At 66.3% G+C, this 25,245-nt stretch carries 23 protein-coding genes; 14 read left to right on the top strand and 9 right to left on the bottom strand.

The genetic code is table 11. From position 1 onward, the window contains the following. Positions 1-193: 193 nt before the first annotated feature. The 3 genes from GWK50_RS09110 to GWK50_RS09100 form a co-directional block, all read right to left on the bottom strand. Entirely contained in the window at positions 194-973 is a 780-nt protein-coding gene (locus GWK50_RS09110) for an NAD-dependent deacylase (protein WP_162016212.1), read from the bottom strand. Positions 974-980: 7 nt separating this feature from the next. Then, entirely contained in the window at positions 981-1,724 is a 744-nt protein-coding gene (rlmB, locus tag GWK50_RS09105) for a 23S rRNA (guanosine(2251)-2'-O)-methyltransferase RlmB (protein WP_162016211.1), read from the bottom strand. Positions 1,725-1,807: 83 nt separating this feature from the next. After that, positions 1,808-2,503, bottom strand: a complete 696-nt coding sequence (locus tag GWK50_RS09100; protein ID WP_162016210.1) for an ABC transporter ATP-binding protein — start codon at positions 2,501-2,503, stop codon at positions 1,808-1,810. Positions 2,504-2,525: 22 nt separating this feature from the next. Between GWK50_RS09100 and GWK50_RS09095 the strand changes: the two genes are divergently transcribed. Then, entirely contained in the window at positions 2,526-3,185 is a 660-nt protein-coding gene (locus GWK50_RS09095) for an arylesterase (protein ID WP_277950294.1), read from the top strand. On the opposite strand, the gene GWK50_RS19855 is transcribed toward GWK50_RS09095, so the two are convergent. The 3 genes from GWK50_RS19855 to GWK50_RS09085 form a co-directional block, all read right to left on the bottom strand. Continuing rightward, entirely contained in the window at positions 3,166-3,351 is a 186-nt protein-coding gene (locus tag GWK50_RS19855) for a hypothetical protein (RefSeq protein WP_242455335.1), read from the bottom strand. The two genes, GWK50_RS09095 and GWK50_RS19855, sit on opposite strands and share 20 nt — an antisense overlap. Before the next feature lie 37 nt (positions 3,352-3,388). Further along, positions 3,389-4,186 (bottom strand): DUF2189 domain-containing protein, encoded by a 798-nt coding sequence (locus GWK50_RS09090; RefSeq protein ID WP_162016208.1) that lies wholly within the window; start codon positions 4,184-4,186, stop codon positions 3,389-3,391. 97 nt (positions 4,187-4,283) lie between these two features. Further along, on the bottom strand, positions 4,284-5,525 hold the full coding sequence (locus GWK50_RS09085) for a PLP-dependent transferase (protein WP_162016207.1): 1,242 nt from the start codon (positions 5,523-5,525) through the stop codon (positions 4,284-4,286). A 177-nt stretch (positions 5,526-5,702) separates the two neighbouring features. Between GWK50_RS09085 and GWK50_RS09080 the strand changes: the two genes are divergently transcribed. Continuing rightward, the gene (locus GWK50_RS09080) at positions 5,703-6,392 is read left to right on the top strand and encodes a GGDEF domain-containing protein (RefSeq protein WP_242455467.1); all 690 of its coding nucleotides are present in this window, start codon (positions 5,703-5,705) and stop codon (positions 6,390-6,392) included. 10 nt (positions 6,393-6,402) lie between these two features. Further along, positions 6,403-7,239 (top strand): MinD/ParA family protein, encoded by an 837-nt coding sequence (locus GWK50_RS09075; protein WP_162016205.1) that lies wholly within the window; start codon positions 6,403-6,405, stop codon positions 7,237-7,239. 72 nt (positions 7,240-7,311) lie between these two features. Here GWK50_RS09075 and GWK50_RS09070 read toward each other — a convergent pair whose 3' ends face one another. Next, entirely contained in the window at positions 7,312-8,013 is a 702-nt protein-coding gene (locus GWK50_RS09070) for a pirin family protein (protein ID WP_162016204.1), read from the bottom strand. Positions 8,014-8,353: 340 nt separating this feature from the next. Here GWK50_RS09070 and GWK50_RS09065 point away from each other — a divergent pair, with 340 nt between their 5' ends. From GWK50_RS09065 to GWK50_RS09045, 5 genes are all read left to right on the top strand, one after another. Next, positions 8,354-9,292: a LysR family transcriptional regulator gene (locus tag GWK50_RS09065; protein ID WP_162016203.1), complete on the top strand. Its 939-nt coding sequence runs from the start codon at positions 8,354-8,356 to the stop codon at positions 9,290-9,292. Positions 9,293-9,372: 80 nt separating this feature from the next. Next, on the top strand, positions 9,373-10,461 hold the full coding sequence (locus GWK50_RS09060; protein ID WP_162016202.1) for an FAD-dependent oxidoreductase: 1,089 nt from the start codon (positions 9,373-9,375) through the stop codon (positions 10,459-10,461). Continuing rightward, positions 10,458-11,432 (top strand): tRNA glutamyl-Q(34) synthetase GluQRS, encoded by a 975-nt coding sequence (gene gluQRS, locus GWK50_RS09055; protein ID WP_162016201.1) that lies wholly within the window; start codon positions 10,458-10,460, stop codon positions 11,430-11,432. The genes GWK50_RS09060 and gluQRS overlap by 4 nt, the downstream gene beginning before the upstream one ends. An 8-nt stretch (positions 11,433-11,440) precedes the next feature. Continuing rightward, positions 11,441-12,202: a tRNA (guanosine(46)-N7)-methyltransferase TrmB gene (gene trmB / locus GWK50_RS09050; RefSeq protein ID WP_162016200.1), complete on the top strand. Its 762-nt coding sequence runs from the start codon at positions 11,441-11,443 to the stop codon at positions 12,200-12,202. 19 nt (positions 12,203-12,221) lie between these two features. Then, on the top strand, positions 12,222-13,271 hold the full coding sequence (locus GWK50_RS09045) for a GGDEF domain-containing protein (protein ID WP_162016199.1): 1,050 nt from the start codon (positions 12,222-12,224) through the stop codon (positions 13,269-13,271). A gap of 43 nt (positions 13,272-13,314) precedes the next feature. Here GWK50_RS09045 and alaS read toward each other — a convergent pair whose 3' ends face one another. Together alaS and GWK50_RS09035 are read right to left on the bottom strand one after the other, a co-directional pair. After that, positions 13,315-15,936, bottom strand: coding sequence for an alanine--tRNA ligase (gene alaS / locus GWK50_RS09040; protein WP_162016198.1), 2,622 nt, complete (start codon positions 15,934-15,936; stop codon positions 13,315-13,317). 69 nt (positions 15,937-16,005) lie between these two features. Next, positions 16,006-17,394, bottom strand: coding sequence for a PLP-dependent aminotransferase family protein (locus tag GWK50_RS09035; protein WP_162016197.1), 1,389 nt, complete (start codon positions 17,392-17,394; stop codon positions 16,006-16,008). A gap of 152 nt (positions 17,395-17,546) precedes the next feature. Here GWK50_RS09035 and gabT point away from each other — a divergent pair, with 152 nt between their 5' ends. The 6 genes from gabT (at position 17,547) to GWK50_RS09005 (ending at position 25,057) form a co-directional block, all read left to right on the top strand. Next, positions 17,547-18,845, top strand: coding sequence for a 4-aminobutyrate--2-oxoglutarate transaminase (gene gabT, locus GWK50_RS09030; RefSeq protein ID WP_162016196.1), 1,299 nt, complete (start codon positions 17,547-17,549; stop codon positions 18,843-18,845). A gap of 259 nt (positions 18,846-19,104) precedes the next feature. Next, complete coding sequence (locus GWK50_RS09025; RefSeq protein WP_162016195.1) at positions 19,105-20,181, top strand: ABC transporter ATP-binding protein; 1,077 nt, start codon at positions 19,105-19,107, stop codon at positions 20,179-20,181. 39 nt (positions 20,182-20,220) lie between these two features. Continuing rightward, entirely contained in the window at positions 20,221-21,261 is a 1,041-nt protein-coding gene (locus GWK50_RS09020) for an ABC transporter substrate-binding protein (RefSeq protein ID WP_162016194.1), read from the top strand. A 138-nt stretch (positions 21,262-21,399) separates the two neighbouring features. Beyond that, positions 21,400-22,659: an ABC transporter permease gene (locus GWK50_RS09015; RefSeq protein ID WP_162016193.1), complete on the top strand. Its 1,260-nt coding sequence runs from the start codon at positions 21,400-21,402 to the stop codon at positions 22,657-22,659. Between the two features lie 21 nt (positions 22,660-22,680). Further along, entirely contained in the window at positions 22,681-23,496 is an 816-nt protein-coding gene (locus GWK50_RS09010) for an ABC transporter permease (protein ID WP_162016192.1), read from the top strand. Between the two features lie 70 nt (positions 23,497-23,566). Further along, positions 23,567-25,057, top strand: coding sequence for an NAD-dependent succinate-semialdehyde dehydrogenase (locus GWK50_RS09005; RefSeq protein WP_162016191.1), 1,491 nt, complete (start codon positions 23,567-23,569; stop codon positions 25,055-25,057). Positions 25,058-25,245: the final 188 nt, after the last annotated feature.

Raw genomic sequence — 25,245 nt, 5'->3', positions numbered from 1 at the left:
GGCCCCCTGCCCCGCCTGTCAGTTCAGCGACAGCCTGCGGCTGTGCGGACACAGTGAAAACCCTTGGCTGGGGTGCACGCGCAACGTGCAGCTGCATGGTGCTTGGCCCCACCAGCACCTCATCACCCCACAGGACTGTGACCACCGTCCCGGTGGCATGCGCGCCACCACCGAGCCCAGCGATCCATGGCGATCACGCGCCGCTGGGGCCCCCTACCGACTGCGGGAGCATTGACTCAGGCGCCAACAACAGCGGCAGCAATTGCGCCGCCGTGCCCCGCAGCACGGCATGGGCCACGGGGTCCAGCTCGCTGGCATGGGGGTTGACGATGACCACCCTGGCACCGGCATCGCGCGCCAGGTGGGCCAGGCCTGCCGCCGGGTACACGGCACCAGCGGTACCCACCACCAGCATCAGCGCACAGCGGCGGGCGGCGTACTGGGCGGCCTCCAGCGTGGCCAGGGGCAAGGCTTCTCCAAACCACACCACGCCAGGGCGCAGCAGGTTACCGCAGCGCGGGCAATGGGGTGGGTCGCCCGCTTCCACGGTATCAGGGTGGCAACAGGGCCGGGGCAGATCGAGAAAGCGATCTTCCATCAGGTCGCCGTGCAGGCACAGCACGTCTGCGCTGCCCGCACGCTGGTGCAGGCCATCGACGTTCTGGGTGATGAGCGTCAGCCGCCCAGGGTGCTGCTGTGCAAAGGCCGCCAAGGCCAGGTGCGCCGCGTTGGGTTGCACGCCCTGCAGCAGCTGCCGCCGATGCTGGTACCAGCGCCACACCAGGGCGGGCTGCGCCCGAAAACCTTCCTCGGTGGCCATGTCCTCGGGGCGAAACTGCGCCCAATAGCCGGTTTGCGCATCGCGGAAGGTGGGCACGCCCGATTCGGCGCTGACACCGGCCCCGGTCAGCACCGCAATTTGCGGCGCCTCGCGCAGCCAGGCCTGCACCGTTTCGAGCGCGGCGCTGTCCATGCCTTGCTCAGCTGCGCTGGCGCAGGGCCTCGTAGAGGCACACCCCGCTGGCCACGGACACGTTCAGACTTTCGACCGCACCCTGCATGGGGATGCTGATCAGCGCATCGCAGGTCTTGCGCGTGAGCTGGCGCATGCCATCGCCTTCGGCGCCCAGCACCAGCGCCACGGGGCCCTTGAAATCCGCCTGGTAAATGGTTTGGGGCGCATCGTCGCTGGTGCCGATGATCCAGATGTTGCGCTCCTTCAGCTCGTTGAGTGTGCGCGCCAGGTTGGTCACCATGAAATACGGAATGGTCTCGGCCGCGCCGCTGGCCACCTTGGCCACGGTGGCGTTGATACCGCAGGCGTGGTCCTTGGGTGCAATCACGGCATGGGCACCCGCCCCATCGGCCACGCGCAGGCAGGCGCCCAGGTTGTGCGGGTCGGTGATGCCGTCGAGCACCAGCAGCAGCGGCACCCCGCCGTCGGCTTCGAGCTGGTCGAGCAGGTCGTCCAGCGAGCTGGCCTGGGCCATGGGGTTGACCCGCGCGGCCACGCCCTGGTGGCCGTGGCTGCCCGAGAGCTTGGCCAGGCGCAGGCCGTCGGCCTCGATCAGGCGCACCCCGGCTTCGCGCGCACGCTCCAGGAATTGGCGCATGCGCTGGTCACGGCGCGTGGGCTCGTAATAGATCTCGATGATGGATTGCGGTGCGGTCTTGAGGCGCACCCCCACGGCATGGAAGCCGAACAGGACTTTGGGACTGGACATGGGGGATGATTATCCGCTGCGCCATTTGCTATTGTTTTAATAGCTGCTTGCACTTGTATTTATTGCGTTAGAGCCAAAAAACACTACATATCTGCAATGCGCCCGGCCTCGATGGTGATGCGCCGCTCGCAGCGCTGGGCAATGCCCCGGTCGTGCGTGACGAGCACCAGGGTCGTGCCCTGCTCGCGGTTGAGCTGGAACATCAGCTCCATGATGGTCTCGCCGGTGGCGTAGTCCAGGCTGCCGGTGGGCTCGTCGGCCAGCAGCACGGCCGGCTGCACAACAAACGCCCGCGCCAAGGCCACGCGCTGCTGTTCGCCACCCGACAGCAGCTTGGGGTAATGCCCCAGGCGCTGGCCCAGGCCCACGTGGGCCAGCATATCGGCGGCACGCTGGCGCGCATCGCGCTGGCCCGCCAGCTCCAGCGGCAGCATGACGTTCTCCAGCGCCGTCAGGTTGCCCATGAGCTGAAAGCTCTGGAACACAAAGCCCACTTTCTGCGCCCGCAGTGCGGCGCGGGCATCCTCGTCCAGCGCGAACAGGTCTTGCCCGTCCAGGCGCACCGTGCCGCGCGTGGGGGTGTCCAGCCCGGCAATGATGGACAGCAGCGTGCTCTTGCCCGAGCCCGAGGCGCCCACAATGGCCACGGTTTCCCTGGGCGCCAGGCGGAAATCGATGTCGCGCAGAATGTCGAGCGTGCCCGTGGAGTCGCTGACCGACTTGAACACATGCTCGACGGCAATGACCGGGGTCACGGGGGGCGTGGAAGAATCAGACATGAACGTAGAAAGGTGTCCGCAAGTGAATACCAAAGGGAATCGTCGCCACTTTATCCTGAGCGCCGCGAGCGGCGCTCTGGTGGGGCTTTACGCTGCGCCAGGCCTGGCGGCAGGCAAGGGGCGTGCGCACACGATTGTGGTGGTGGGCGATTCGATGAGCGCCGAATACGGCATCCAGCGTGGCTCGGGCTGGGTGGCCCTGCTTCAGCAGCGCCTGCAAGAACAGAAGGTGAATGCCAAGGTGGTGAACGCCAGCGTGAGCGGCGACACCACCGCTGGGGGCCGCGCCCGCCTGCCCGCGCTGCTGACGCAGCACCAGCCCACTGTGGTGGTGATCGAACTGGGGGGGAATGATGCGCTGCGCGGACTGCCGCTGAAGAACACCGAGGACAACCTGGCCACCATGGTGCAGGCGGCGCAAAAAGCCGGTGCCCAGGTGCTGCTGGTGGGCATGCAGGTGCCGCCCAACTATGGCGGCGACTACACGCGCCGCTTTGCCCAGACCTTTGTCACCGTGTCCCAGCAGTACAAGACCGCACTGGTGCCCTTTTTGCTGGAGGGGGTGGCCAATGCGCCGGATGCCATGCGCTGGTTCCAGACGGACCGGATTCACCCCAACGAGCAGGCCCATCCGCGCATGCTGGACAACGTGTGGCCCGCGCTCAAGGGTTTGCTGCGTTAGGTGTCTGCCCGTCCTGCGGTGCGGGCGGGCTCGGAGACGGCTCGGCCCCGTTGTCCCCTGCGCCTCGGCGCGCAGTGGCGGCACGGGCACGCAATTTGTCTTCTTTTTTCTGTTTTTTGGCCAGCTCGCGCTGGCGCTTTTCGTAGCCGTAGTTGGGTGTTGCCAAGGTGTACTTTCTGCAGTGGTAAGCCACTGTAGCAGCTTCAAGCCCCCGCCAGCCCGGTTTGCCCTGCCGAACGCACAGCGGTGCGGTAGGCATGCCAGCTCGCATGCCCCAGAAGCGGCCCCACCACCAACAGGCCCGCACCCCAGGCCCACAGGGAAAGCGCCACCATCAGCGTGATCAGGCTGCCCCACAGCACCATCACGCCTGGGTTGTCCAGCACCACACGCATGCTGGTGATGGCGGCGGTCAGCGCATCGGTGTCTCTGTCCAGGATCATGGGAATGGACACCACTGTGGTGGAAAAAACCAGCGCAGCAAAAACGCCACCCACCAACAGGTACACCCCCACAAAGCTCCAGTTCTGCGGGCTCAGCAGGGCGTCCACCACACCGGTGGTGGATGGAAGCCCGGTGTTGAAGAACACCGCGAACACCACCAGAGAAGCCCGCCCCCACAGCAACTCAACAATGACCAGCACCAGCACCAGCAGCCCCATGCTGCCCAGATGGCGGTCCCAGCAGGTCAGTGAACTGCCCAGTTCCGGTGCCAGGCCGACCTGGCGGCGGCGGCTGGTGTCATACAGACCCATGGCCAGAAAAGGCCCCACGAGCAGACAGCCGCTGGCCAGCGACATCACATACTCAGGCTGACGGCGAAACACCCAGCCCAGCATCAGCGCCATGCCCCAAAAGCAGCAGCCATAGAACACGGCCACCCCTGGCGCCGCGCGCAGGTCCGCCCAGCCCAGGGCCAGCCAACGCAGCGGATCGCCCCAGTTCAATGGCTGCAAACTGACCGTGAATGGGCTGGATTCGGTTTGGCTGGTGGTGGTCATGGCATGCGCGATGAAGTCCAATGCACTGTATGCCGCCACCTGCCTTCTTGATGCCAATCAAACCAAATCCGACTGATTTGATCGGCTATGACAAGCGCTACCTCTGCACAAAGGCGCTGCGTAGTGCCTGCGCCAGGTCGGCGCGCAGGTCGGCCTGCGCCTCCAGGCCGATGGAAAACCGCACCACATGCCCCGGTCGCACATGGGTGCTGGGTCGTTGCCGCATGCTGGCGAGGTCGTAGGGCACCACCAGGCTCATGGGTCCACCCCAGCTGTAGCCCAGGCGGAACAAGTGCAGGCTGTCGCAAAAGTGGTCCACCTGCGCCTGCGGGATCGCGGGGTCGAACACCACGCTGAACAAACCTGCCGCAGCGCCCTGCCCGTCCTGAGCCTGGCCACACAAGGCATGCCAGTGCGCATGGCCCGGAGCGCCTTCCAACGCCGGGTGCAGCACCTGCACCACGGGGGCCTGATGCTGCATCCACCGGGCCAGGTTCCGCGCCACCCGGTCGTGGGTGTGGTAGCGCAGCGCCACGCTGGGCAAGGCCCGCAGCACGGCTTCGGCATCGTTGGCACCTACGCCCAGGCCCAGGTGCATGTGGGCCAGCTTGATGCGCAGGTGCAGTGCCGGGTCACGCGTGGTGATGCTGCCCATCAGCACATCGCCCCCGCCGCTGGGGTACTTGGTCAGGGCATGGGCAGACACATCCACCGCCAGGCTGCCACTGCCATCGCCCATCAGGTCGAACGGACGAAACGCCAGGCCCGCGCCCCAGGTGTTGTCCAGCGCGGTGGTCACACCGCGCTCACGGCACAGGGCCACCAGGGCACGCAGGTCGGGAAACTCCAGCGTCACCGAGCCCGGTGCCTCCAGCCACACCAGCCGCGTGGCGGGGGTGATGCGCTGCGCCAGGTCGGCAGGGTCCAGCGGGTCGTACAGCGCATGGCGTACGCCAAACTGCGCCAGCAGCGAGGCCGTCATGGCCTTGTTGGGCCCATAGGCGTTGTCGGGAACCAGCACCTCGTCGCCCTGGCGCAGCAAGGCCAGCGCCACATTGGCCAACGCCGCCAGGCCGCTGGGCACCAGCACACACTGCAGGCCTCCTTCAAGCGCGCAGATGCGCTCTTCCAGAATGAAGGTGGTGGGCGTGCCGTGCAGGCCGTAGGTGTAGCCGCTTTTGTCCTTCCACTCGCGCTCGCGCATTGCGGCCACGTTGGGGAAGATGACGGTAGAGGCCTTGAAAACACCAGGCTGCGGCGCCTCGAAGCCTGCCGGGGGCTGGTACGCGTGGTGGATCAGTGCAGTGGCCGGGTCCGGGAATGGGTTTGTGTCTTGCATGCCGCCATCGTAGCGGGCATGAGCAGGTTCTTTACCCGCTATTTGTGCACTCATGGCGCCTCGGGGCAAAGGTACACTTTGGCGTCTGCTCTGTTCACGCCTGTGCTGCCCAAACCTGACCATTCCCTTGTCGATCTGCGCGAATTGCGCCTGGAGACAGCCTGTGCGCTCGTCGGCATGGACGCGGGCTGCCTGCCCGCGCCGGGGCAGACGCCCGCGCGCCAGCTGCAGGAAATCATCGACGGTCTGTGCACTCTGTCGCTCAAAGACCCTCTGACGGGCCTGGCCAACCGCAGGCATTTCCAGGCCGTGCTGGACCGCGAGATCGACCGCGTGGCGCGTTCAGGTGAAGCCGCACTGCTGTTGATGCTGGACATCGACCGTTTCAAGCAGGTCAATGACACCTACGGCCACAGTGCGGGCGACCGGGTGCTGCAGGCCGTGGCGCGCACCCTGGCGCAATGCGTGCGGCCCATGGACACGCTGGCGCGCTACGGCGGCGAGGAATTCGCGATCGTCATGCCCGCCTGCCAGGCGGCTTTTGGCATGGCAGTGGCCGAGCGCATCCGGCGCGCCGTGGCGGCCACACCCGTGCAGATCGACCCATCGACCCAGTTGGAGGTGACGATCAGCATTGGCGGTGCCTATGCCATGCAGTGGATCCGCTCCTCTCCCATTCTCTGGACCGACCGTGCCGACCACCAGCTGTACCTGGCCAAGGCCGAGGGCCGCAACCGCGTGTGCATTGAACCCCAGCCCGACAGCACGGTCAGCGCGGATGAAAAAGGCATGCTCATCGGCCCGCTTTACACCCCCTCCGGTTGGGGCGACCTGGCCGCCATGATCCCCAAAGACAACGCCCCCTGAAGGCAAGACCATGAGCCCAGCGTCGTCCAATTCCATTCCCTCCCCCACCGTCCCCCCCACCGGTGCGCCCACGGGTGCCCGCATCATTGCCATCACCAGCGGCAAGGGGGGCGTGGGCAAAACCTTCGTGTCGGCCAACCTGGCCGCCGCACTCACCCGCCGCGGCCAGCGCGTGCTCGTTCTGGATGCCGACCTGGGCCTGGCCAACCTGGACGTGGTGCTGAACCTGTATCCCAAGACCACGCTGCACGACGTGTTCACGGGTAAATCCACCCTCGACGACGCTGTGATCGAAGCGCCAGGGGGCTTTTCCGTGCTGCTGGCGGGTTCGGGCATGGTCGAGTACTCGCGCCTCACGCCCGAGGTCCGTACGCAGTTTCTGAACGTGATCCAGACCTTGGCGCCCCGTTTCGATGTGATCCTGCTCGATACCGGCGCCGGCATCTCCGACGTGGTGCTGTTCTCCGTCTCACTGGCTTCCGAGGTGCTGATCGTGGCCACGCCCGAACCCACGTCACTGACCGACGCCTACGCCGCCATCAAGGTGCTGGCCATGCAGCAGAAGCGCCAGCATGTGCGCATGGTCATCAACCAGACGGCCCGCCCCGGCGACGGCCGGGCCATTACCGGCCAGCTGCAACAGGTGTTGGAACGGTTTGTGACCACCGCCACCGGTCGCGCACTAAGGCTCATCCACATGGGCGACATTCCGGCCGACCCCGCCGTGCGCGATGCCGTGATGCGGCGCCAGTTGCTGCTGCTGCAGCTTCCGGGCTGCCCAGCGGCGCTGGCGATCGCGCAGCTGGCTGGCAAGATCGAGGAAGCGCTGCTCGTGCGACAGGCCTGAGGACCCGTGCGGCAGGCTTGCCAGGGCGTGTGGTCATTCAATTCGCGTGGGGGAATTGAATGACGACACGCCCTACGCCCGCAGGTCGAACACCAGCACCAGCGCGCCCTCCGACGCTGCCTCCAATTGCAGTAGCGCCTCTCCTTCGAGCATGGCGGCATCACCCGTTTGCAGGGCTTGGCCATTGACGCGCAGGCTGCCACGCACCAGGTGCACATAGGCTTTGCGTGCCCCATCCAGTGCCAGATCCGCCGTTTCACCTGCCGCCAGGTGACCTGCCCACAGGGCGGCATCGGCGTGGATGCGCAGGGTGCCCATCTGGTCTTGCCCGGAAGCCAGCCGCCGCAGTCCCCGCCCGGCCTGCCAGCCAAAGGGCATCTGATCGTAGCTGGGTTGCAGCCCCCGCTGTGAGGGCTCGATCCAGATCTGCAGGAAATGCGTTTCCTCGCCGCTGGCGTAGTTGTATTCGCTGTGCGTGACGCCGCTGCCGGCGCTCATCACCTGCACGTCACCCGCCGGAATCACCGTCGTGTTGCCCATGCTGTCCCGGTGGGCCAATGCGCCCGACAGCACCACGCTGATGATTTCCATGTCCCGGTGGGCATGGGTGGCAAAGCCAGTGCCCGGCGCAATGCGGTCTTCGTTGATGACGCGCAGGTTGCCATAGCCCATGAAGCGCGGGTCGTGGTAGCCCGCAAACGAAAAGCTGTGAAACGACCGCAGCCAGCCGTGGTCGGCATAGCCTCGATCCTGGGATTTGCGCAGTGTCAGCATGGTGTGCTCCTTCTGAAAGGACTGTAGGGCGCCATCGCCAGCGATAGGGACGAGCGCTTTGATGGGATGATTCAAAATCCTTAAACCCAGAAACCGCAGTTGACCGCTCGCAACCTTTGGAAAGACCGCATGAAATCTGACTATGTGCTACTTGGGAGCGCTCACCATCAGGGTCAGAGCGCTATGCACCCGCCAGCACCGCGCTCGGCGCGCCATGCGCCGTTGTTCCTCCTTGCGCACAGGAGTGCGCTGCGTCGTCACGCCTTGCCTGGCACACCGATCACGGCACTGTCGGGCGCATCCAACTGCGGTTTCTAGGTTGAAACAAACCAGTCCGACCATGCAAGACATTCGCGACGCCCTGACCCCCGAAAACCTCGCCATGCTGGAGGTGATTGCCGAGGAAGGCAGCTTTGCCGCTGCAGCGCGCAAGCTGGGCCTGGTTCCCAGCGCGCTGACCTACCGGGTGCGACAGATCGAGGATGCGCTGGACGTGCTGCTGTTCGACCGCAGCGCGCGCCAGGCACGCCCCACCGAGGCCGGTGCCGAGCTGCTGCGCGAAGGCAGGCGCCTGCTGCAGGACATCGACGCGGTGGCCCACCGTGTGCGGCGCGTGGCCACGGGCTGGGAGCCGCAGCTCACCATCTCGGTCGATGGCGTGATCTCTCCGCACACCATGCTGGAGCTCGTCGAGGCGTTCTATGCCATGAGCCCGCCCACGCGCCTCAAGCTGTGCGACGGCATCATGTCCGGCACGCTCGAGGCGCTCACCTCGGGGCGGGCCGACCTGGCCATTGGCGTGGGCGCCCTGGGGCCTGCGGTGGCAGGGCTGCAGCAAATGCCGCTGGGCAGCCAGCGCTTCATCTACGTGGTGGCGCCCCACCATCCCCTGGCCCAGGCCACCGAACCCATCGCCGACGCCGTGCTGCGCGGGCACCGGGCGATCGCCGTTGCCGATTCGGCGCTGCGCGGCGGGCTGACCATGGGCTTGCTCGGCGGGCAGGACGTGTTCACGGTGGACAGCATGCAGGCCAAGATACAGGCCCAGTTGCGCGGCCTGGGCGGTGGTTTTTTGCCCGAATCCATGGTGCGCCCCTACCTGGAGGCGGGCCGCCTGGTCGAGCGCAAGGTGGCCCGACCCGAACGGCTGGTATCACTGCATTACGCCTGGGGTGGACCCGGTTTCACGGTACCGGGGAGGGCTTTGCAATGGTGGCTGGAACAGCTGCACAGCCCCACCACACGCCGGGCACTCCTGGAAAATCACCACCATTTCTGATCCAGAACGGTGCAGCGTCGGCTGCCGGGCGTGTAGAGTGGTGTACAAGCCATAGCAACCTCTGCCAGAAAGCCCCTGCCATGCCCAAAGCCCCCCACACATCGCCCTCCACCGTCCGCCGCAAAGGCTCTGCCAAGGCACCGCGCCACATCGCCATTGTGGGTGCGGGGGTTGCGGGCATTGCCTGCGCACGCACCCTGGTGCAGGCCGGGCACCAGGTCAGTGTGTTTGAGCAGCACCCCGAGCCCGGTGGGCGCACCCGCAGCGTGGACAGCCCCTTTGGCAGCTTTGACGCTGGGGCGCAGTATTTCACCGTGCGCGACCCGCGCCTGGAGCGCGTGCTGCAAACCCAGCCCGGCCTGTGCCGCCCCTGGAGCGCCAGCACGGTGCGCGTGCTCGACGCCGCGGGCCGTGTTGTCGCGGCAAGCCCCGTGCCCAAAGACCCGCACTGGGTGGCGGCACCCCGCATGGATGCCCTGGTGCAAGCCTGGGCGACTCCGCTGCAGGACGCGGGCCATCTGCACACCGACGCACAGGTGGTGCGCATGGAACCTGACCGCCTGCGCCCTGGCGCCTGGCAACTGACCACCGCGAGCAAGGATGGCGCGCGCCATGTGCACGCAGGATTCGACGCCGTGCTGCTGGCCATGCCCGCGATCCCCGCACAAACCCTGCTGGCCGATGTCGCCAGCCCGCTGGCCAAAAACCTCTCGGGCGTTGCCATGGCCCCCTGCTGGACCTTGATGCTGGCCTACCCCCAGGCCATGCAGCCCGGCCTCACCACCCTTGGCCCGCAATGGAACGCAGCGCGCAGCACACACCACCGCATCGCCTGGGTGGCGCGCGAATCGTCCAAGCCGGGGCGCAGCCTGATCGAGCGCTGGACCGTGCAGGCCAGCCCCGAATGGTCTGCCGAGCACCTGGAGGACGACCCTGCCCGCGTGCTGGCCAAGCTGCGCAAGGCCTTTGCCGAGATCACCGGCATCCGCACCGAGCCCGCCCATGCCGAACTGCAACGCTGGCGCCACGCACGCACCTTGCAACCCCTGGGCCAAAGCCACCTGTGGGATGCCCCCGCAGGACTGGGCGTGTGCGGTGACTGGTGCCTGGGCCACCGCGTGGAAGACGCCTTCGTCTCTGGGCTGGAACTGGCCTTGGCCGTGGCATGAGCCTGGCAGAGCGAGGACCTTACACCGGCCGGTTTGCTCCTTCTCCCACCGGCCCCTTGCATGCGGGCTCGCTCGTGGCCGCCCTGGCCAGTTGGCTGGATGCGCGCGCCCACCCCGGCGGCCGCTGGCTGGTGCGCATCGAAGACGTGGACACACCACGCTGCCAGCCCGGCGCGGGAGAGCACATCCTGGCACAACTGGCCGCCTGCGGTCTGGTGCCTGACGCGGCGCCAGTCTGGCAGTCCACCCGCGGCAGCAGCTATCAACAGGCGCTGCACCGCCTGGTACAAGCCGAGCTGGCCTACCCCTGCGCCTGCAGCCGCAAGGACATCGAAGCTGCATTGCTGGCCGCAGGACACCAGCGCGAGCGGCACGCAGGGCTGCCCTACCCCGGCACCTGCCGCCAGGGCCTGCGGGGCCGCAGCCCCCGTGCCTGGCGCTTTGCCACCACGGACTACATACAAAAATGGCCTCCAGCGCCCGTTGATAAAGCGCAAGCAGCTCCTTTTTTGATAGCAAATGGTGTACTGCACTGGCAGGACCGGCGCCTGGGAGCCCAACAACAGGATGTGGCCCAGAGCGTGGGTGACTTCGTGCTCCTGCGGGCCGACGGCCTGTGGGCCTACCAACTGGCCGTGGTGGTGGACGATGGCGCACAGGCCATCACGCACGTGGTGCGTGGAGAAGACCTGGCCGACAACACCCCGCGCCAGATGCTGCTGCAACACGCACTGGGCCTGCCCACGCCGCAGTACCTGCACACCCCCCTGGTGCGCGGCTACGACGGCGAGAAGCTCTCCAAGCAACACGGCGCGGCACCGCTGGAGCTGGACGACCCAGTGGCCGCTCTGGGACAGGCTGCTGCCGTGCTGGGGCTGCCGCCACTGGTGCATCCCCACAACACCACGCCCGCCCAGGCGCTTGCGCAGTGGGTCAAGGCCTGGGCAGCTCTCTACAATCGGGCATCGTGATCGAAACCATGCATCCCGCCCCCACCCTGCTCGCGCCTGACGTATCCGCACCACCGCCGGCCGGCACCACAGCGCCCGGCAGCGCGCCCGAGGGCGTGCTCCACCCCAAAACCATCAAGAGCTTTGTGCGCCGTGCAGGCCGCACCACCACCGGCCAGGCCAAGGCCTTTGCCGACTTCGGGCCGCGCTTCATCCTGCCCTACGCCGCCGCGCCGCTCGACGCGCCGGCCGCCTTTGGGCGCGAGGCACCGCTGATCCTCGAAATCGGCTTCGGCATGGGCGAGGCCACGGCCCATATCGCCCGCGTGCGCCCAGAGGACAACTTCCTGTGCTGCGAAGTGCACGAACCCGGCGTGGGCGCCCTGCTCAAGCGCATTGGCGAACAAGGGCTGCAGAACATTCGCATCCTGCAGCACGACGCTGTCGAGGTCATAGACCACATGCTGGCACCCGCAAGCCTGTCAGGCGTGCATGTGTTCTTCCCCGACCCCTGGCACAAAACCAAGCACAACAAGCGCCGCCTGATCCAGCCAGCGCTGGTGGCCAAGCTCGCCGCGCGCCTGCGCCCTGGCGGCTACATCCACTGCGCCACCGACTGGCAGCCCTACGCCGAGCAGATGCTGCAGGTGCTGAGCGCCGAGCCTTTGTTGACCAACACCGCTGCGGGCTATGCCGACAAGCCCGACTACCGCCCGCTGACCAAGTTCGAAAACCGCGGACTGCGTCTGGGCCACGGCGTCTGGGACCTGGTATTCCAGCGCCGCGCATGAACCGCAGGAGCCCGCTCCCATGAAACCCATTCTGCAGAACCTGGTCGAAATGACCGGTCACCGCGACCACCTACGGTTGGAAGTGTCGGTGCTTACCACGCTGCAAGCCTTCAGCGGCATGGTGCAGGTGCGTTCACTGGAAGTGTTTATGCTGGACGGTGAACAGTACTGCAGGCCGCGCACCTGGATGGATGGCAGGGGCCAATGGCTCAGCGCGGGCACGGAGGCCCAGTCCGACCCCCAGCGTGTTCGCGTGGCCGACATGCCCGCGCTGCATGAATGCCTGCAAGCCCATGCCTCGCAGGCCGTGGCTAAGTTGGGCAAGGGGCGCCACGCCCTGTGGCTGCCCGTCTGGATGAACGACAAGGTGCACACCTGCCTGGAAGTGATCCAGGCGCGGCCCTTTTCTGCGCAGAAGATCGATACGATCAACAGCGTCTTCCAGGTGTTCCAGAACTACCAAAGCCTGCTGGACTACAGCGAGCGCGATGCGCTGACCGGGCTGTTCAACCGCAAGACCTTCGACGAGCAGTTTACGCGCGCCACAGCGCACGACACCTCCGAGCCCATGGCCCTGGAACTGCCCCGCGACAGCGCGGAGCCAGGGGCCGAAGGCGCAGAAAGGCAATGGCTGGCCGTGGTGGACATCGACCACTTCAAGATGGTGAACGACCGCTTCGGTCACCTCTATGGCGACGAGGTGCTCATCCTGGTCGCCAACATCCTGCGCTCGTCGTTTCGCAGCCACGATCGCATCTTCCGCTTTGGTGGCGAGGAGTTCGTGGTGCTGCTGCGCTCCACCAGTTTGGCCACGGCGCACAAGGTGTTCAACCGCTTCCGCAAGAACGTCGAGGACTACTACTTCCCTCAGGTCGGCCAGGTGACCGTGAGCGTGGGCTTTGTCTCTGCGGAAAATGGCTCTCCCGTGGAAGTGCTGGGCCGCGCCGACCAGGCCCTGTACTTTGCCAAGGAAAACGGCCGCAACCAGGTGCGCTACTACGACGACCTGGTGGCCGCTGGGCTGTTGCAGACCAAGCAGGTCAGCAACGACGACGTGGAACTTTTCTGAAGCGTGCGGTCAGGGGCTGAGGCCAGCCCCCCCCCGCCCAGCTTCAGAGCCGCTCGCCCACCCAGCCCGCCACGGATGCCAGCGCCGCAGGCAACTTGGCCGCATCGGTGCCGCCGGCCATGGCCATGTCGGGCTTGCCACCGCCCTTGCCGCCCACCTGGCTGGCCACAAAGTTGACCAGCTCCCCAGCCTTGACCTTGGCAATGGAATCCTGGGTCACGCCAGCGGCTAGTTGCACCTTGTCGCCATCCACAGCGGCCAGCACGATGGCGGCGGTCTTCAGCTTGTCCTTGAGCTTGTCCATGGTCTCGCGCAAGGTCTTGGCATCGGCGCCGGGCAGGGCTGCGGCCAGCACCTTCAGGCCCTTGACGTCCACGGCCTGGGCCAGCAATTCGTCGCCCTGGGCCGAGGCCAGCTTGCCCTTGAGGGCGGCGACTTCCTTTTCGAGAGCGCGGGCGTTGTCCAGTGCCTGTGTGATACGGGCGTTCAGCTCGGCCACGGGCGCCTTGAGCGCGCCAGCGGCCTGGTTCACCGTGTCTTCCAGGCCTTGCAGGTAGGCCAGCGCATTCGCGCCCGTCACCGCCTCGATGCGGCGCACGCCAGCGGCCACGCCACCTTCGGCCACCACCTTGAACAGGCCGATGTCGCCCGTGCGCTGCACGTGCGTGCCGCCACACAGCTCACGGCTGCTGCCGATGTCCAGCACGCGCACGGTCTCGCCGTACTTCTCGCCGAACAGCATCATGGCGCCGGTTCTCTGGGCCGATTCGATGTCCATCACACGCGCCTGGGTGGCCGCGTTGGCCAGAATTTCCTCGTTCACGCGACGCTCGATCTCGCGGATCTCGGCATCGGTGACGGGTGCGTTGTGCGCAAAGTCGAAGCGCGTGCGCTCGGCATTGACCAGGCTGCCCTTTTGCTGCACGTGGCTGCCCAGCACTTCGCGCAGGGCCTTGTGCATCAGGTGGGTGACCGAGTGGTTGCGCATGGTGGCGGCGCGCACCGCCGTGTTGACCTGTGCCTGCACCGTGTCACCCACGTTGAGCGTGCCTTCTTCGAGCGTGCCGTGGTGGCCAAACACGTCGGCCTTGATCTTGAGCGTGTCGCCCACCGCAAACCGGGCCGAGCCACTGGTAATGACGCCCTCGTCACCCACCTGGCCGCCGCTTTCGGCGTAGAACGGGGTCGTGTCCAGCACGACCACACCGTTTTGACCGGCTTTCAGGGCCGCAACGCTTACCCCATCTACGTAGAGCGCTACGATTTTTGCAGTCTCAGCCAGGTGCTCGTAGCCGGTGAAGCGGTTGGCGTCACCCGCATAGTCCAGCGCCTTGTCCATCTTGAACTTGCCTGCGGCGCGGGCCTGGGCCTTCTGCTTGTCCATGGCGGCGGCAAAGCCGGCCTCGTCCACCGCCACGGCACGCTCGCGGCACACGTCGTTGGTCAGGTCGAGCGGGAAGCCATAGGTGTCGTGCAGCTTGAAGGCCACTTCGCCCGGCAGCACCTTGGCGCCGCCGTCCAGCGCTGCGTCCAGAATCTCCATGCCATTGGCCAGGGTCTCGTAGAAGCGCTCTTCCTCGGTCTTGAGTACCTCGGTGATGCGCTGCTGTTGTTCGCGAATGGCGGGGTAGGCATCGCCCATCAGGCGCGCCAGATCGGCCACCAGCTTGTGGAAGAACGGCGTCTTCTGGCCCAGCTTGTAGCCATGGCGGATGGCACGGCGCACGATGCGGCGCTGCACGTAGCCGCGGCCTTCGTTGCTGGGGATCACGCCGTCGCTGATCAGGAACGAGGTGGCGCGGATGTGGTCTGCAATCACCTTGAGCGAAGGGTTGGCCAGGTCGGCGGTACCGGTCTCGCGTGCGGCGGCCTTGATCAGCGCGTCGAAGATGTCGATCTCGTAGTTGCTGTGCACATGCTGCAGGATGGCCGCGAGGCGCTCCAGGCCCATGCCGGTGTCCACGCAGGGCGCGGGCAGCGGCACCACGGAGCCGTCTTCCTTCATGTCGAACTGCATGAACACGTTGTTCCAGATCTCGATGAAGCGGTCGCCGTCTTCGTCGGGGCTGCCCGGAGGGCCGCCGGGAATGTGGTCGCCGTGGTCGTAGAAGATTTCCGAGCACGGGCCGCAGGGGCCGGTGTCGGCCATCATCCAGAAGTTGTCGGACTTGTAGCGGCCGCCCTTGTTGTCGCCGATGCGGATCACACGCTCGGGCGGCAGGCCGATTTCCTTGGTCCAGATGTCGAAGGCCTCGTCGTCCTCTTCGTACACAGTGGCCAGCAGGCGCTCGGGCGGCAGCTTATAGACCTCGGTCAGCAGTTCCCAGGCCCACTTCAGCGACTCGCGCTTGAAGTAGTCGCCAAACGACCAATTGCCCAACATCTCGAAGAAGGTGTGGTGGCGTGCGGTGTAGCCCACGTTCTCCAAGTCGTTGTGCTTGCCCCCTGCGCGCAGGCAGGCCTGCACCGAGGCAGCGCGCACATAGCTGCGCTTGTCGGTGCCCAGGAACACGTCCTTGAACTGCACCATGCCTGAATTGGTGAACATCAGCGTGGGATCGTTGCCCGGCACCAGCGGGCTGGATGCCACCACGGTATGGCCCTTGGAGGCAAAGAAGTCCAGAAAGGTCTTGCGGATGTCGGCAACGGTGAACGGTGTTGTCATGGCGTGGTCTTGGGTGGGGAACGGCGGCGCTCTGGCCTGGGGTGCAAAACCCCAGGCGAACCTTGCATTTTAGAGGGTCTGGCTGCGTAAAAAGACGAACAAGGCCTCGTCCTGGCAATGCGCCACGTTGAAGCGCATCCATGGGCTGGGTTCGAGCTCTACGTTGAACAAATGCCCAGGGCCCAGAAGGATGTCCTGCTCGGCGGCCTTGTAGGCCAGTTCGGTGGCATTGGCGATGGCCGGATGGCGGGCCCACAGCAGCATGCCGGCCTTGGGCTCGGCAAACAGGACAAAGCCCAGGTCCAGCAACTGCGAGGCCACGCGCTGCTGGGCCACGGCCAGGCGGTCGCGCAGCGACTTGGTGTGTTTGCGCCAGCGCCCATCCAGCAAGGCACCGTAGGCCAGGCGCTCGGTGAACTCGGACGAGGTGAGGCCGGAAATCATCTTCAGCCGCCCCAGCTCCTCCAGCAGATCCGGCTGCGCGGCCAGGTAGCCCACGCGGATGTTGGGCGAGATGGTCTTGGAAAAGCTGCTGATATAGACCACGCGGCGCAACTGGTCCAGGCTGGCCAGCGTGGGCCGGGGCTCGGGGTCCAGGTCGGCGTAGATGTCGTTCTCGACCACCACGAAATCGTACTTCTCGGCCAGTTGCAGCAGGCGGTACAGGTGGGCTACCTGCGCGGTCGAGCCCGTGGGGCTTTGCAGCCGGGGCTGGGTGAAAAAGACCTTGGGGCGGTGCTCCTGCACCCGCGCCTCCAAAGCATCGAGGTCGTAGCCCTGGGGCGTGCGCGGCGCACCGACCAGACGTGCGCCCAGGAATCGCAGTGACGACAGCAGGTTGGCATAGCCCGGCTCATCCACCAGCACCGGGTCGCCAGGGCGCACCAGATGGCGCGCCACCAGGTCCATGGCCTGGCTGGAACCCAGGGTCAGCAGCACCTGCTCGGCATTGGCCACCACCTCGTGCTCGGCCAGCAGGTCGCGCACCAGTTGGCGCAGCGGCAGGTAGCCCTTGGGCTCGCCGTAGCCGCCCAGGTCGGTGTCCTCGGCGGCCAGCGCGCGCAGGCTGCGCCGCACGCCTTCGGAAAACAGCCAGTCCCCCGGCAACCAGCCGCAACCGGGCTTGAGGCGCAGCGCGCGGTTCTCGAAAATGCGCTGCATGTACCACATGGAATCGAAGCTGAACTGCGCGCCCTGTGCCGCGGGCGCCTGGGCCGCGTCGGCACGGCGGCGCACAAAAAAGCCCGAGTGCGGGCGCGACACGAAGTAGCCCTGGGCCACCAGTCGATCGTAGGCGTCCACCACCGTATAGACGCTCACGCCGTGGGCGTGGGCAAACTGCCGGATCGAAGGCAGCTTGGCCCCGGCGCGCAAACTGCCGTCTTCGACCAACTGCCGGAAACCCTCGACCACCTGGAGAACCAGCGGCGTGGAGGACTGGGGATTCAAAGAGAACATGGGATCGCGGGCAGGACGGGTACTACCAAGGGTTTGTCTGTACAGGCAAGCTGAACAGCACAGTGCAGAGGGGAGCGCGGGCTATCTGTATATGTTAGCGGCGCGGGGCGGCTCCTACAGTGGCAACACGATTTGCAGACCAAAGGATATCCATGCACCGCGACCCCCTGCCCAGCAATGCCTCCCTCTACGCGCGCCGTGAAGCCGCTGTTCCGCGCGGCGTGGGCCATTCGCACCAGATCTTCATCGACCGCGCCGAGAACGGCGAGATCTGGGACGTTCAAGGCCAGCGCTACATCGATTTCGCCGGCGGCATTGCCGTCCTGAACACCGGCCACCGCCACCCCGCCGTGGTGCAGGCCGTGAAGGATCAGCTCGACCGCTACACGCACACCTGCTTCCAGGTGCTGGCGTACGAGCCCTACGTGGAACTGGCCGAACGCCTGAACGCCAAGGCGCCGGGCAACTTCGCCAAGAAGACGCTGTTCCTGACCACCGGCGCCGAGGCCGTGGAAAACGCCGTGAAGATCGCACGCGCCTACACCGGCCGCTCGGGGGTGATTGCCTTTACCGGCGGTTACCACGGGCGCACGATGATGACGTTGGGCCTGACCGGCAAGGTGGCTCCGTACAAGACGGGTTTTGGCCCCTTCCCGGCCGAGATCTTCCATGCACGCTTCCCCAACGAACTGCATGGCGTGAGCGTGCAGGACGCCATCGACTCGCTCGAAGCGCTGTTCAAGAACGACGTGGAACCGAGCCGTGTGGCCGCCATCATCATCGAGCCGGTACAGGGCGAAGGCGGCTTCAACGTGGCGCCCACGGCCCTGCTGCAGCACCTGCGCGCCGTGTGCGACCAGCACGGCATCCTGCTCATCGCCGATGAAGTGCAGACCGGTGCGGGACGCACAGGCAAGTGGTTTGCCATGGAACACAGCGGCGTGGCGCCCGACATGATCACCCTGGCCAAGTCGATGGCGGGCGGCTTCCCGATCTCTGCCGTCATCGGCCGCGCCGACGTGATGGACGCCCCCAACCCCGGCGGCCTGGGCGGCACCTATGCGGGCAGCCCGCTGGCCTGCGCTGCCGCGCTGGCCGTGATGGACGTGTTCGAGAAAGAAAACCTGCTGCAGCGCGCCGAAGACGTGGGCCAGCGCCTGACGGAAGGCCTGCAGGCCCTGGCCCAGCAGCACCGCTGCGTGGCCCAGGTGCGCGGCCTGGGCGCCATGGTGGCCATGGAGCTGTGCCAGGACGGCAACCCCCACCGCCCCGACGCCGCCCTGGCCAAGGCCCTGGCCGCGCATGCCGCCCAGCGCGGCCTGATTTTGCTGACCTGTGGCACCTACGGCAACGTGGTGCGCATCCTGGTGCCGCTGACCGCCAGCGACGCGGTGATCGATGAAGGCCTGGCCATCATCGGTGCCTCGCTGCAGGCGGCACTGGCGGGCTGAGCAATGCCAGGCACAGGCAAGGGCCTAAATAATTAGGCATAAAAATGGTTTCCAGCGCAATATCCATAAGCGCTTGCAGCTATTAAATCAATAGCATATCGACCGGTGGCTTCTTGCCTGCGATGGCACCAAGGGTTTCTGTGTAGCGGCCTCGCTTGCTGCACAGTGCCCCACCGCCGCACCGGCGTCTGTATATGTCGGTGCGATGACAGTCCGCCTACAGTGGCAACCATCCCCTTTCACGAACCTACCTCTGCCCATGACCGCTAGCGAAGCCCTCGTGACCTTTCGAGGGGTGCAAAAAACCTACGACGGCACCAGCCTGGTGGTGCGTGACCTGAACCTGGACATCCAGCGCGGCGAGTTCCTGTCGCTGCTGGGGCCCTCGGGCTCGGGCAAGACCACCACGCTGATGATGCTCGCCGGTTTCGAGTCCCCGACCGCAGGCGAGATCTGCCTGAATGGCCAGCCCATCACGCGCACGCCACCGCACAAGCGCAACTTCGGCATGGTGTTCCAGAACTACGCCCTGTTCCCGCACATGACGGTGGCCGAGAACATCGCCTACCCATTGCATGTGCGCAAGCTCCCCCGCGCCGAACTGGAAGCCAAGGTCAAGCGGGCGCTGGAGATGGTGCAGATGGACACCATGGGCATGCGCTACCCGGCGCAGATGTCGGGCGGGCAGCAGCAGCGCGTGGCCTTGGCGCGTGCACTGGTGTTCGACCCCCAGCTCGTGCTGATGGACGAGCCGCTGGGCGCGCTCGACAAGCAACTGCGCGAGCACATGCAAATCGAGCTCAAGGCCCTGCACCGCCGCCTGGGCGTGACCTTTGTCTATGTCACGCACGACCAGGCCGAGGCGCTGACCATGTCCGACCGCGTGGCCGTGTTCAACGACGGACGCATCCAGCAGATCGACCGCGTGGACCGGCTTTACGAAACCCCGGTCAACCGCTTTGTGGCCAATTTTGTGGGCGACAACGCCGTGCTGCAGGCCAAGGTGCACGCCACCAACGGCGACACCTGCGACGTGGTGCTGCCCAGCGGCGAGCGGCTGCAAGGCATCAACGTCAACCGCGCCGGCGTGGGCGATGCCGTGCAGTGCAGCGTGCGTCCCGAGCGCATCGAACTGGCCGAGGCCGCGCGGCCCAACACCGTGAGCGGCACGGTGATGGACATCATCTACTTCGGCGACCACCTGCGCCTGCGCTGCAAGCTGCCCAGCGAGGCCGAGGTCATGGTCAAGCTCGCGCTGGGCCACAGCGCCGTGCCCACCCCCGGCCACCGCGTCCACCTGCATGCACCCCCGCAGCACATGCGCGTGTACCTCTGATTTCCCTTTTTGCATTCACAACCAACCAAGGAGACAACCATGCAAAATTTCCCCCTTCGCACCCTGGTGCTGGCCGCAGCCGCCGTGCTGGCTGGCCCGGCCCTGGCCCAGCAGGGCATCACCGTGGTGAACTTCGGCGGCGCCAACGGCGCGGCGCAGAAGAAGGCCTTTGTCGAGGCCTACGAAAAATCCACTGGCACCAAGATCACCACCGTGGAATACAACGGTGAACAAGCCCGCATCAAGGCCATGGTCGAGGCCAAGAAGGTGACCTGGGACGTGGTCGAGGTCGAGGGCCCGGACATCAGCCGCGGCTGCGATGAAGGCCTGTTCGAACGCCTGGACTGGAGCAAGCTGGGCAGCAAGTCCGACTACCTGCCCGCCGCCGTGCATGAATGCGGCGTGGGCGCCTTCGTTTGGTCCACCGTATTGGCCTACCACGGCGACAAGCTCAAGAACGCCCCCACCGGCTGGGCCGATTTCTGGGACGTGAAGAAATTCCCCGGCAAGCGCGGCATGCGCAAGGGCGCGCGCTACAACCTCGAATTCGCGCTCATGGCCGACGGCGTGAAGGCCGCCGACGTGTACAAGGTGCTGGGCACCAAGGACGGCGCCGACCGCGCCTTCAAGAAGCTGGGCGAACTCAAGCCCCACATCCAGTGGTGGGAAGCCGGCGCCCTGCCCCCGCAGTTCCTCGTGGCGGGTGACGTGGCCATGACCACCGCCTTCAGCGGCCGCATCGACGCCGCCCAGCGCGAGGGCCAGAACCTCAAGATCACCTGGACCGGCGGCATCTACGACCTGGACTTCTGGGTCATGCCCAAGGGCGGTGCCAACAAGGAAGCGGCCATGAAGTTCATCGCCCTGGCCAGCTCGCCCGATGCCCAGGCCGAATACGCACGCCACATTTCCTACGGCCCGACCCACACCAAGGCCATGGCCAAGATCGATCCCAAGGTGCAGGCACTGCTGCCCACCTCGCCCGCCAACAGCAAGGATGCGCTGCGCTTTGACGTGGCCTTCTGGGCCGACCAGGGCGAGGCCCTGGAAAAGCGCTTCGCCGCCTGGGCCGCCCAATGATTCCATGTCTGAATCACGCGTGTCGTTGTTGCTCAGCCTTGTCGTGCCTCGGCACTGCATGCGGCTTCGCGCCTAGACACGCGTGATTCGGACACGGAATATGCACCGCCAAACATCCACCCGCATGAAGGCACCCGCATGAGCACCGCCACCATGGCCATTCCCCAGGACCAGGACGCGCCCCCCGATCTGGGGCGCCAATTGCGCACCGCCGAGCGCAGGCGCCGCCTGCGCTCCATGGCGCTTACCCTGCCCTTGCTGGCCTTCTTGCTGGTGGTGTTCGTGGTGCCGCTGGCGGGCCTGCTGGTGCGCGCCATCGAAAACCCCGAGGTGGCCGATACGCTGGGCCACACCGGCGCGGCGCTGCAACATTGGGACCGCCAGAGCGCCCCGCCCGACGCGGCCTATGCCGCGCTGGTGCGCGACCTCTCGGCGCTGCAGGAGACCGCGCAGGCTGGGGCCCTGGCGCGGCGCCTGAACAGCGAAATCAGCGGCGCGCGCTCGCTCATCATGGGCACCTACCGCGCGCTGCCGTTGGGTACGGGCCTGTCAGATGCCGAAGTGCGCGAGCGCATGCTGGCGCTCGACCCGCGCTGGGCCGAACTGCCCTACTGGCTGGCGATTGCCAAGAACGCCTCGCGCTGGACGCCCGACTACCTGCTCGCCGCCGTGGACCTGCAGCGCACGTCCGAGGGACGCATCACCCAGGTGCCCGCAGAAGCCGCCGCGTTCCGCGACATCCTGGTGCGCACCTTCGAGATGAGCGCCACGGTGACGCTGCTGGCCATCCTCATCGGCTACCCGCTCTCCTACTGGCTCAGCACCTTGAGCGAGCGCCGCGCCAACCTGATGATGATCCTGGTGCTGGTGCCGTTCTGGACCTCGGTGCTGGTGCGCATCGCCGCCTGGATCGTGCTGCTGCAAAGCAACGGCCTGGTCAACCGCTTCCTGATCTCCATCGGCCTGACCGACACCCCCGTGCCGCTGCTGTTCAACCGGCTTGGCGTGGTCATCGCCATGGTGCACATCCTGCTGCCCTTCCTCGTGCTGCCGCTCTACAGCGTGATGAAGTCCATCCCGCCGAACTACCTGCGCGCCGCCATCTCGCTGGGCAGCACGCCGCTGGCCGCGTTCTTCCGCGTCTATGTACCGCAAACCTACCCCGGCGTGGCCGCGGGCGGCCTGCTGGTGTTCATCACCGCCATCGGCTACTACGTCACCCCGGCGCTGCTGGGCGGCCCCACGGACCAGATGCTGAGCTACTACGTGGCGCAGTACACCAACGTCGAGGTCAACTGGGGCATGGCGGCCGCGCTCGGCTCGGTGCTGCTGGTGACCACCCTGGTGCTCTATGCCGTGTACCGCAAGTTCGGCAAGGCTGAACTCAACCTCGGCTAACCCCTGCGCGGACTACCCACCATGAAAACCGCCTACTTCCCCGCGCACTACCGCCTGGCCGACAAGCTCGGCTGGCTGGCGCTGCGCGCCTTCTGCGTTGGCGTGCTGCTGTTCCTGCTGCTGCCCATCATCGTCATCGTGCCGCTGTCGTTCTCCAGTGGCTCCTTCCTGTCGTACCCTCTGCCGGGCTGGTCGCTGCAGTGGTACCTGGAACTGTTCGCCTCGGCCGAATGGGCGCGCGCCGCGCGCAACAGCTTCATCGTCGCGCCGCTGGCCACGTTGCTGGCCACGGCCCTGGGCACGCTCGCGGCCATGGGGCTGGCGCGCACGCGCTTCGTGGGCAAGGGGCTCATCAGCGGCCTGCTGATCTCGCCCATGGTGGTGCCCATCGTCGTGGTGGCCGTCAGCACCTACCTGTTCTTCGCGCGCATCGGCTTGTCCGAAACCTACCTCGGCCTGGTGCTGGTGCATGCTGCGCTGGGCGCGCCCTTCGTGGTGACCACGGTGCTGGCCACGCTGCAGGGCTTCAACCAGAACCTGGTCAAGGCCAGCCTGAGCCTGGGCGCCGGCCCGGTGCGCACTTTCTTCAAGGTCACGCTGCCCGTGATTGCGCCGGGCGTGATCTCGGGCGCACTGTTCGCCTTCGCCGCCTCGTTCGACGAAGTGGTGGTCACGCTGTTCCTCGCCGGTCCCGAGCAGGTCACGCTGCCGCGCCAGATGTTCACCGGCATCCGCGAGAACATCTCTCCCGTGATCGCCGCCGTGGCCACGCTGCTGACGCTGTTCACCACCGCGCTGATGATGACCCTCGAATGGCTGCGCGGGCGGCGCAAGTAATCCTTTGCGACACCCGCACCCTGAATTTGGCGCTACCCTTTTCACCTTTCCGACACGACCGAGCCTTGCCATGAACACCCCAAGCTCCCCGCTTTCGCTGCTCAACGACCCCAGCCTGCTCAAGACCGATGCGCTGATTGACGGCCAATGGATCGCAGGCCCCAGCCGCTTCGCCGTGCACGACCCGGCCACCGGCGCCCTGCTGGCCGACGTGGCCAACCTCGGCCCCCAGGATGCCCAGGCCGCCATCGCCGCCGCCAACGCGGCCTGGCCTGCCTGGCGCGCCAAGACCGCCAAGGAGCGCTCCATCCTGCTGCGCAAGTGGTATGACCTGCTCATGGCAAACCAGGACGACCTGGGCCGCATCATGACCGCCGAGCAGGGCAAGCCCCTGCCCGAGGCCAAGGGCGAGGTGGCCTATGGCGCCAGCTTCGTCGAGTGGTTTGCCGAGGAAGCCAAGCGCGTCAATGGCGAGACCCTGCCCCAGTTCGACAACAACCGGCGCCTCTTGGTGCTCAAGCAGCCCATCGGCGTGTGCGCGGCGATCACGCCCTGGAATTTCCCGCTGGCCATGATCACCCGCAAGGTGGCCCCGGCCCTGGCCGCGGGTTGCCCGGTGGTCATCAAGCCGGCCGAGCTGACGCCGCTCACGGCCCTGGCCGCTGCCGAGTTGGCGGTGCGCGCGGGTATTCCCGCCGGCGTGCTCAACATCCTCTCGGCCGACAGCGCCAATTCGATTGCCATCGGCAAGGTGCTGTGCGCCAGCGATACGGTGCGCCACATCAGCTTCACCGGCAGCACGGAGGTGGGCCGCATCCTCATGGCGCAGAGCGCGCCCACGGTCAAGAAGATGTCGCTGGAGCTCGGCGGCAATGCGCCTTTCATCGTGTTTGACGATGCCGATATCGACAGCGCTGTGGAAGGGGCCTTCGCCAGCAAGTACCGCAATGCCGGCCAGACCTGCGTGTGCTCCAACCGCTTCTATGTGCAGGAGGGTGTGTACGAGGAGTTCGTGCAGAAGTTCGCCGCCAAGGTCCGGACGGCCAAGGTGGGCAATGGCTTTGAGGAGGGGGTGAACCAGGGGCCGCTGATCGAGGAAGCCGCGCTGGAGAAGGTGCAGCGCCATGTGGACGATGCTGTGGCCAAGGGTGGCCAGGTGCTGACCGGTGGCAAGCGCCTCCAAAGTCTGGGTTCGGGTCAGTTCTACGAGCCCACGGTGGTGGCCAACGCCACGCCCGACATGCTGTGCGCGCGCGAGGAGACCTTCGGGCCGTTTGCTCCGGTGTTCAAGTTCAAGACCGAGCAGGAGGCCATTGCTGCGGCCAACAACACCGAGTTCGGGCTGGCCAGCTATTTCTACAGCCGCGATGTGGGCCGCATCTTCCGCGTCAGCGAGGCGCTGGAGTACGGCATGGTGGGCATCAATGTGGGCATTCTGGCCACCGAGCATGTGCCCTTTGGCGGTGTCAAGCAGTCCGGCCTGGGGCGCGAGGGTTCGCACCATGGCATGGATGACTATGTCGAGATCAAGTATTTGTGTTTGGGGGACATACTCAAGTAAGCAGGAGCACGGCGCACGGGTAGAGCGGCAGCTTCCCAAGCTTGCCAGTGTAGTGTTTCACTCTGATTGGCTCTTTCAGAGCCCCGAAAAAGCTGCCTGGCTAGGCGCAGCGCGCAGGCAATGGTGGTGCCCTTGCCAAGGGCTGCAACGACGCTGGGCGGCTTTTTCGGGGCTCCCTTGGGGCCAGT

This window comes from Acidovorax sp. 210-6 (assembly GCF_010020825.1).
Classification (GTDB): domain Bacteria; phylum Pseudomonadota; class Gammaproteobacteria; order Burkholderiales; family Burkholderiaceae_C; genus Simplicispira; species Simplicispira sedimenti.
Note: the sequence above shows the minus strand (reverse complement) of the source record. Positions and strands in the feature narration are given on the sequence as shown.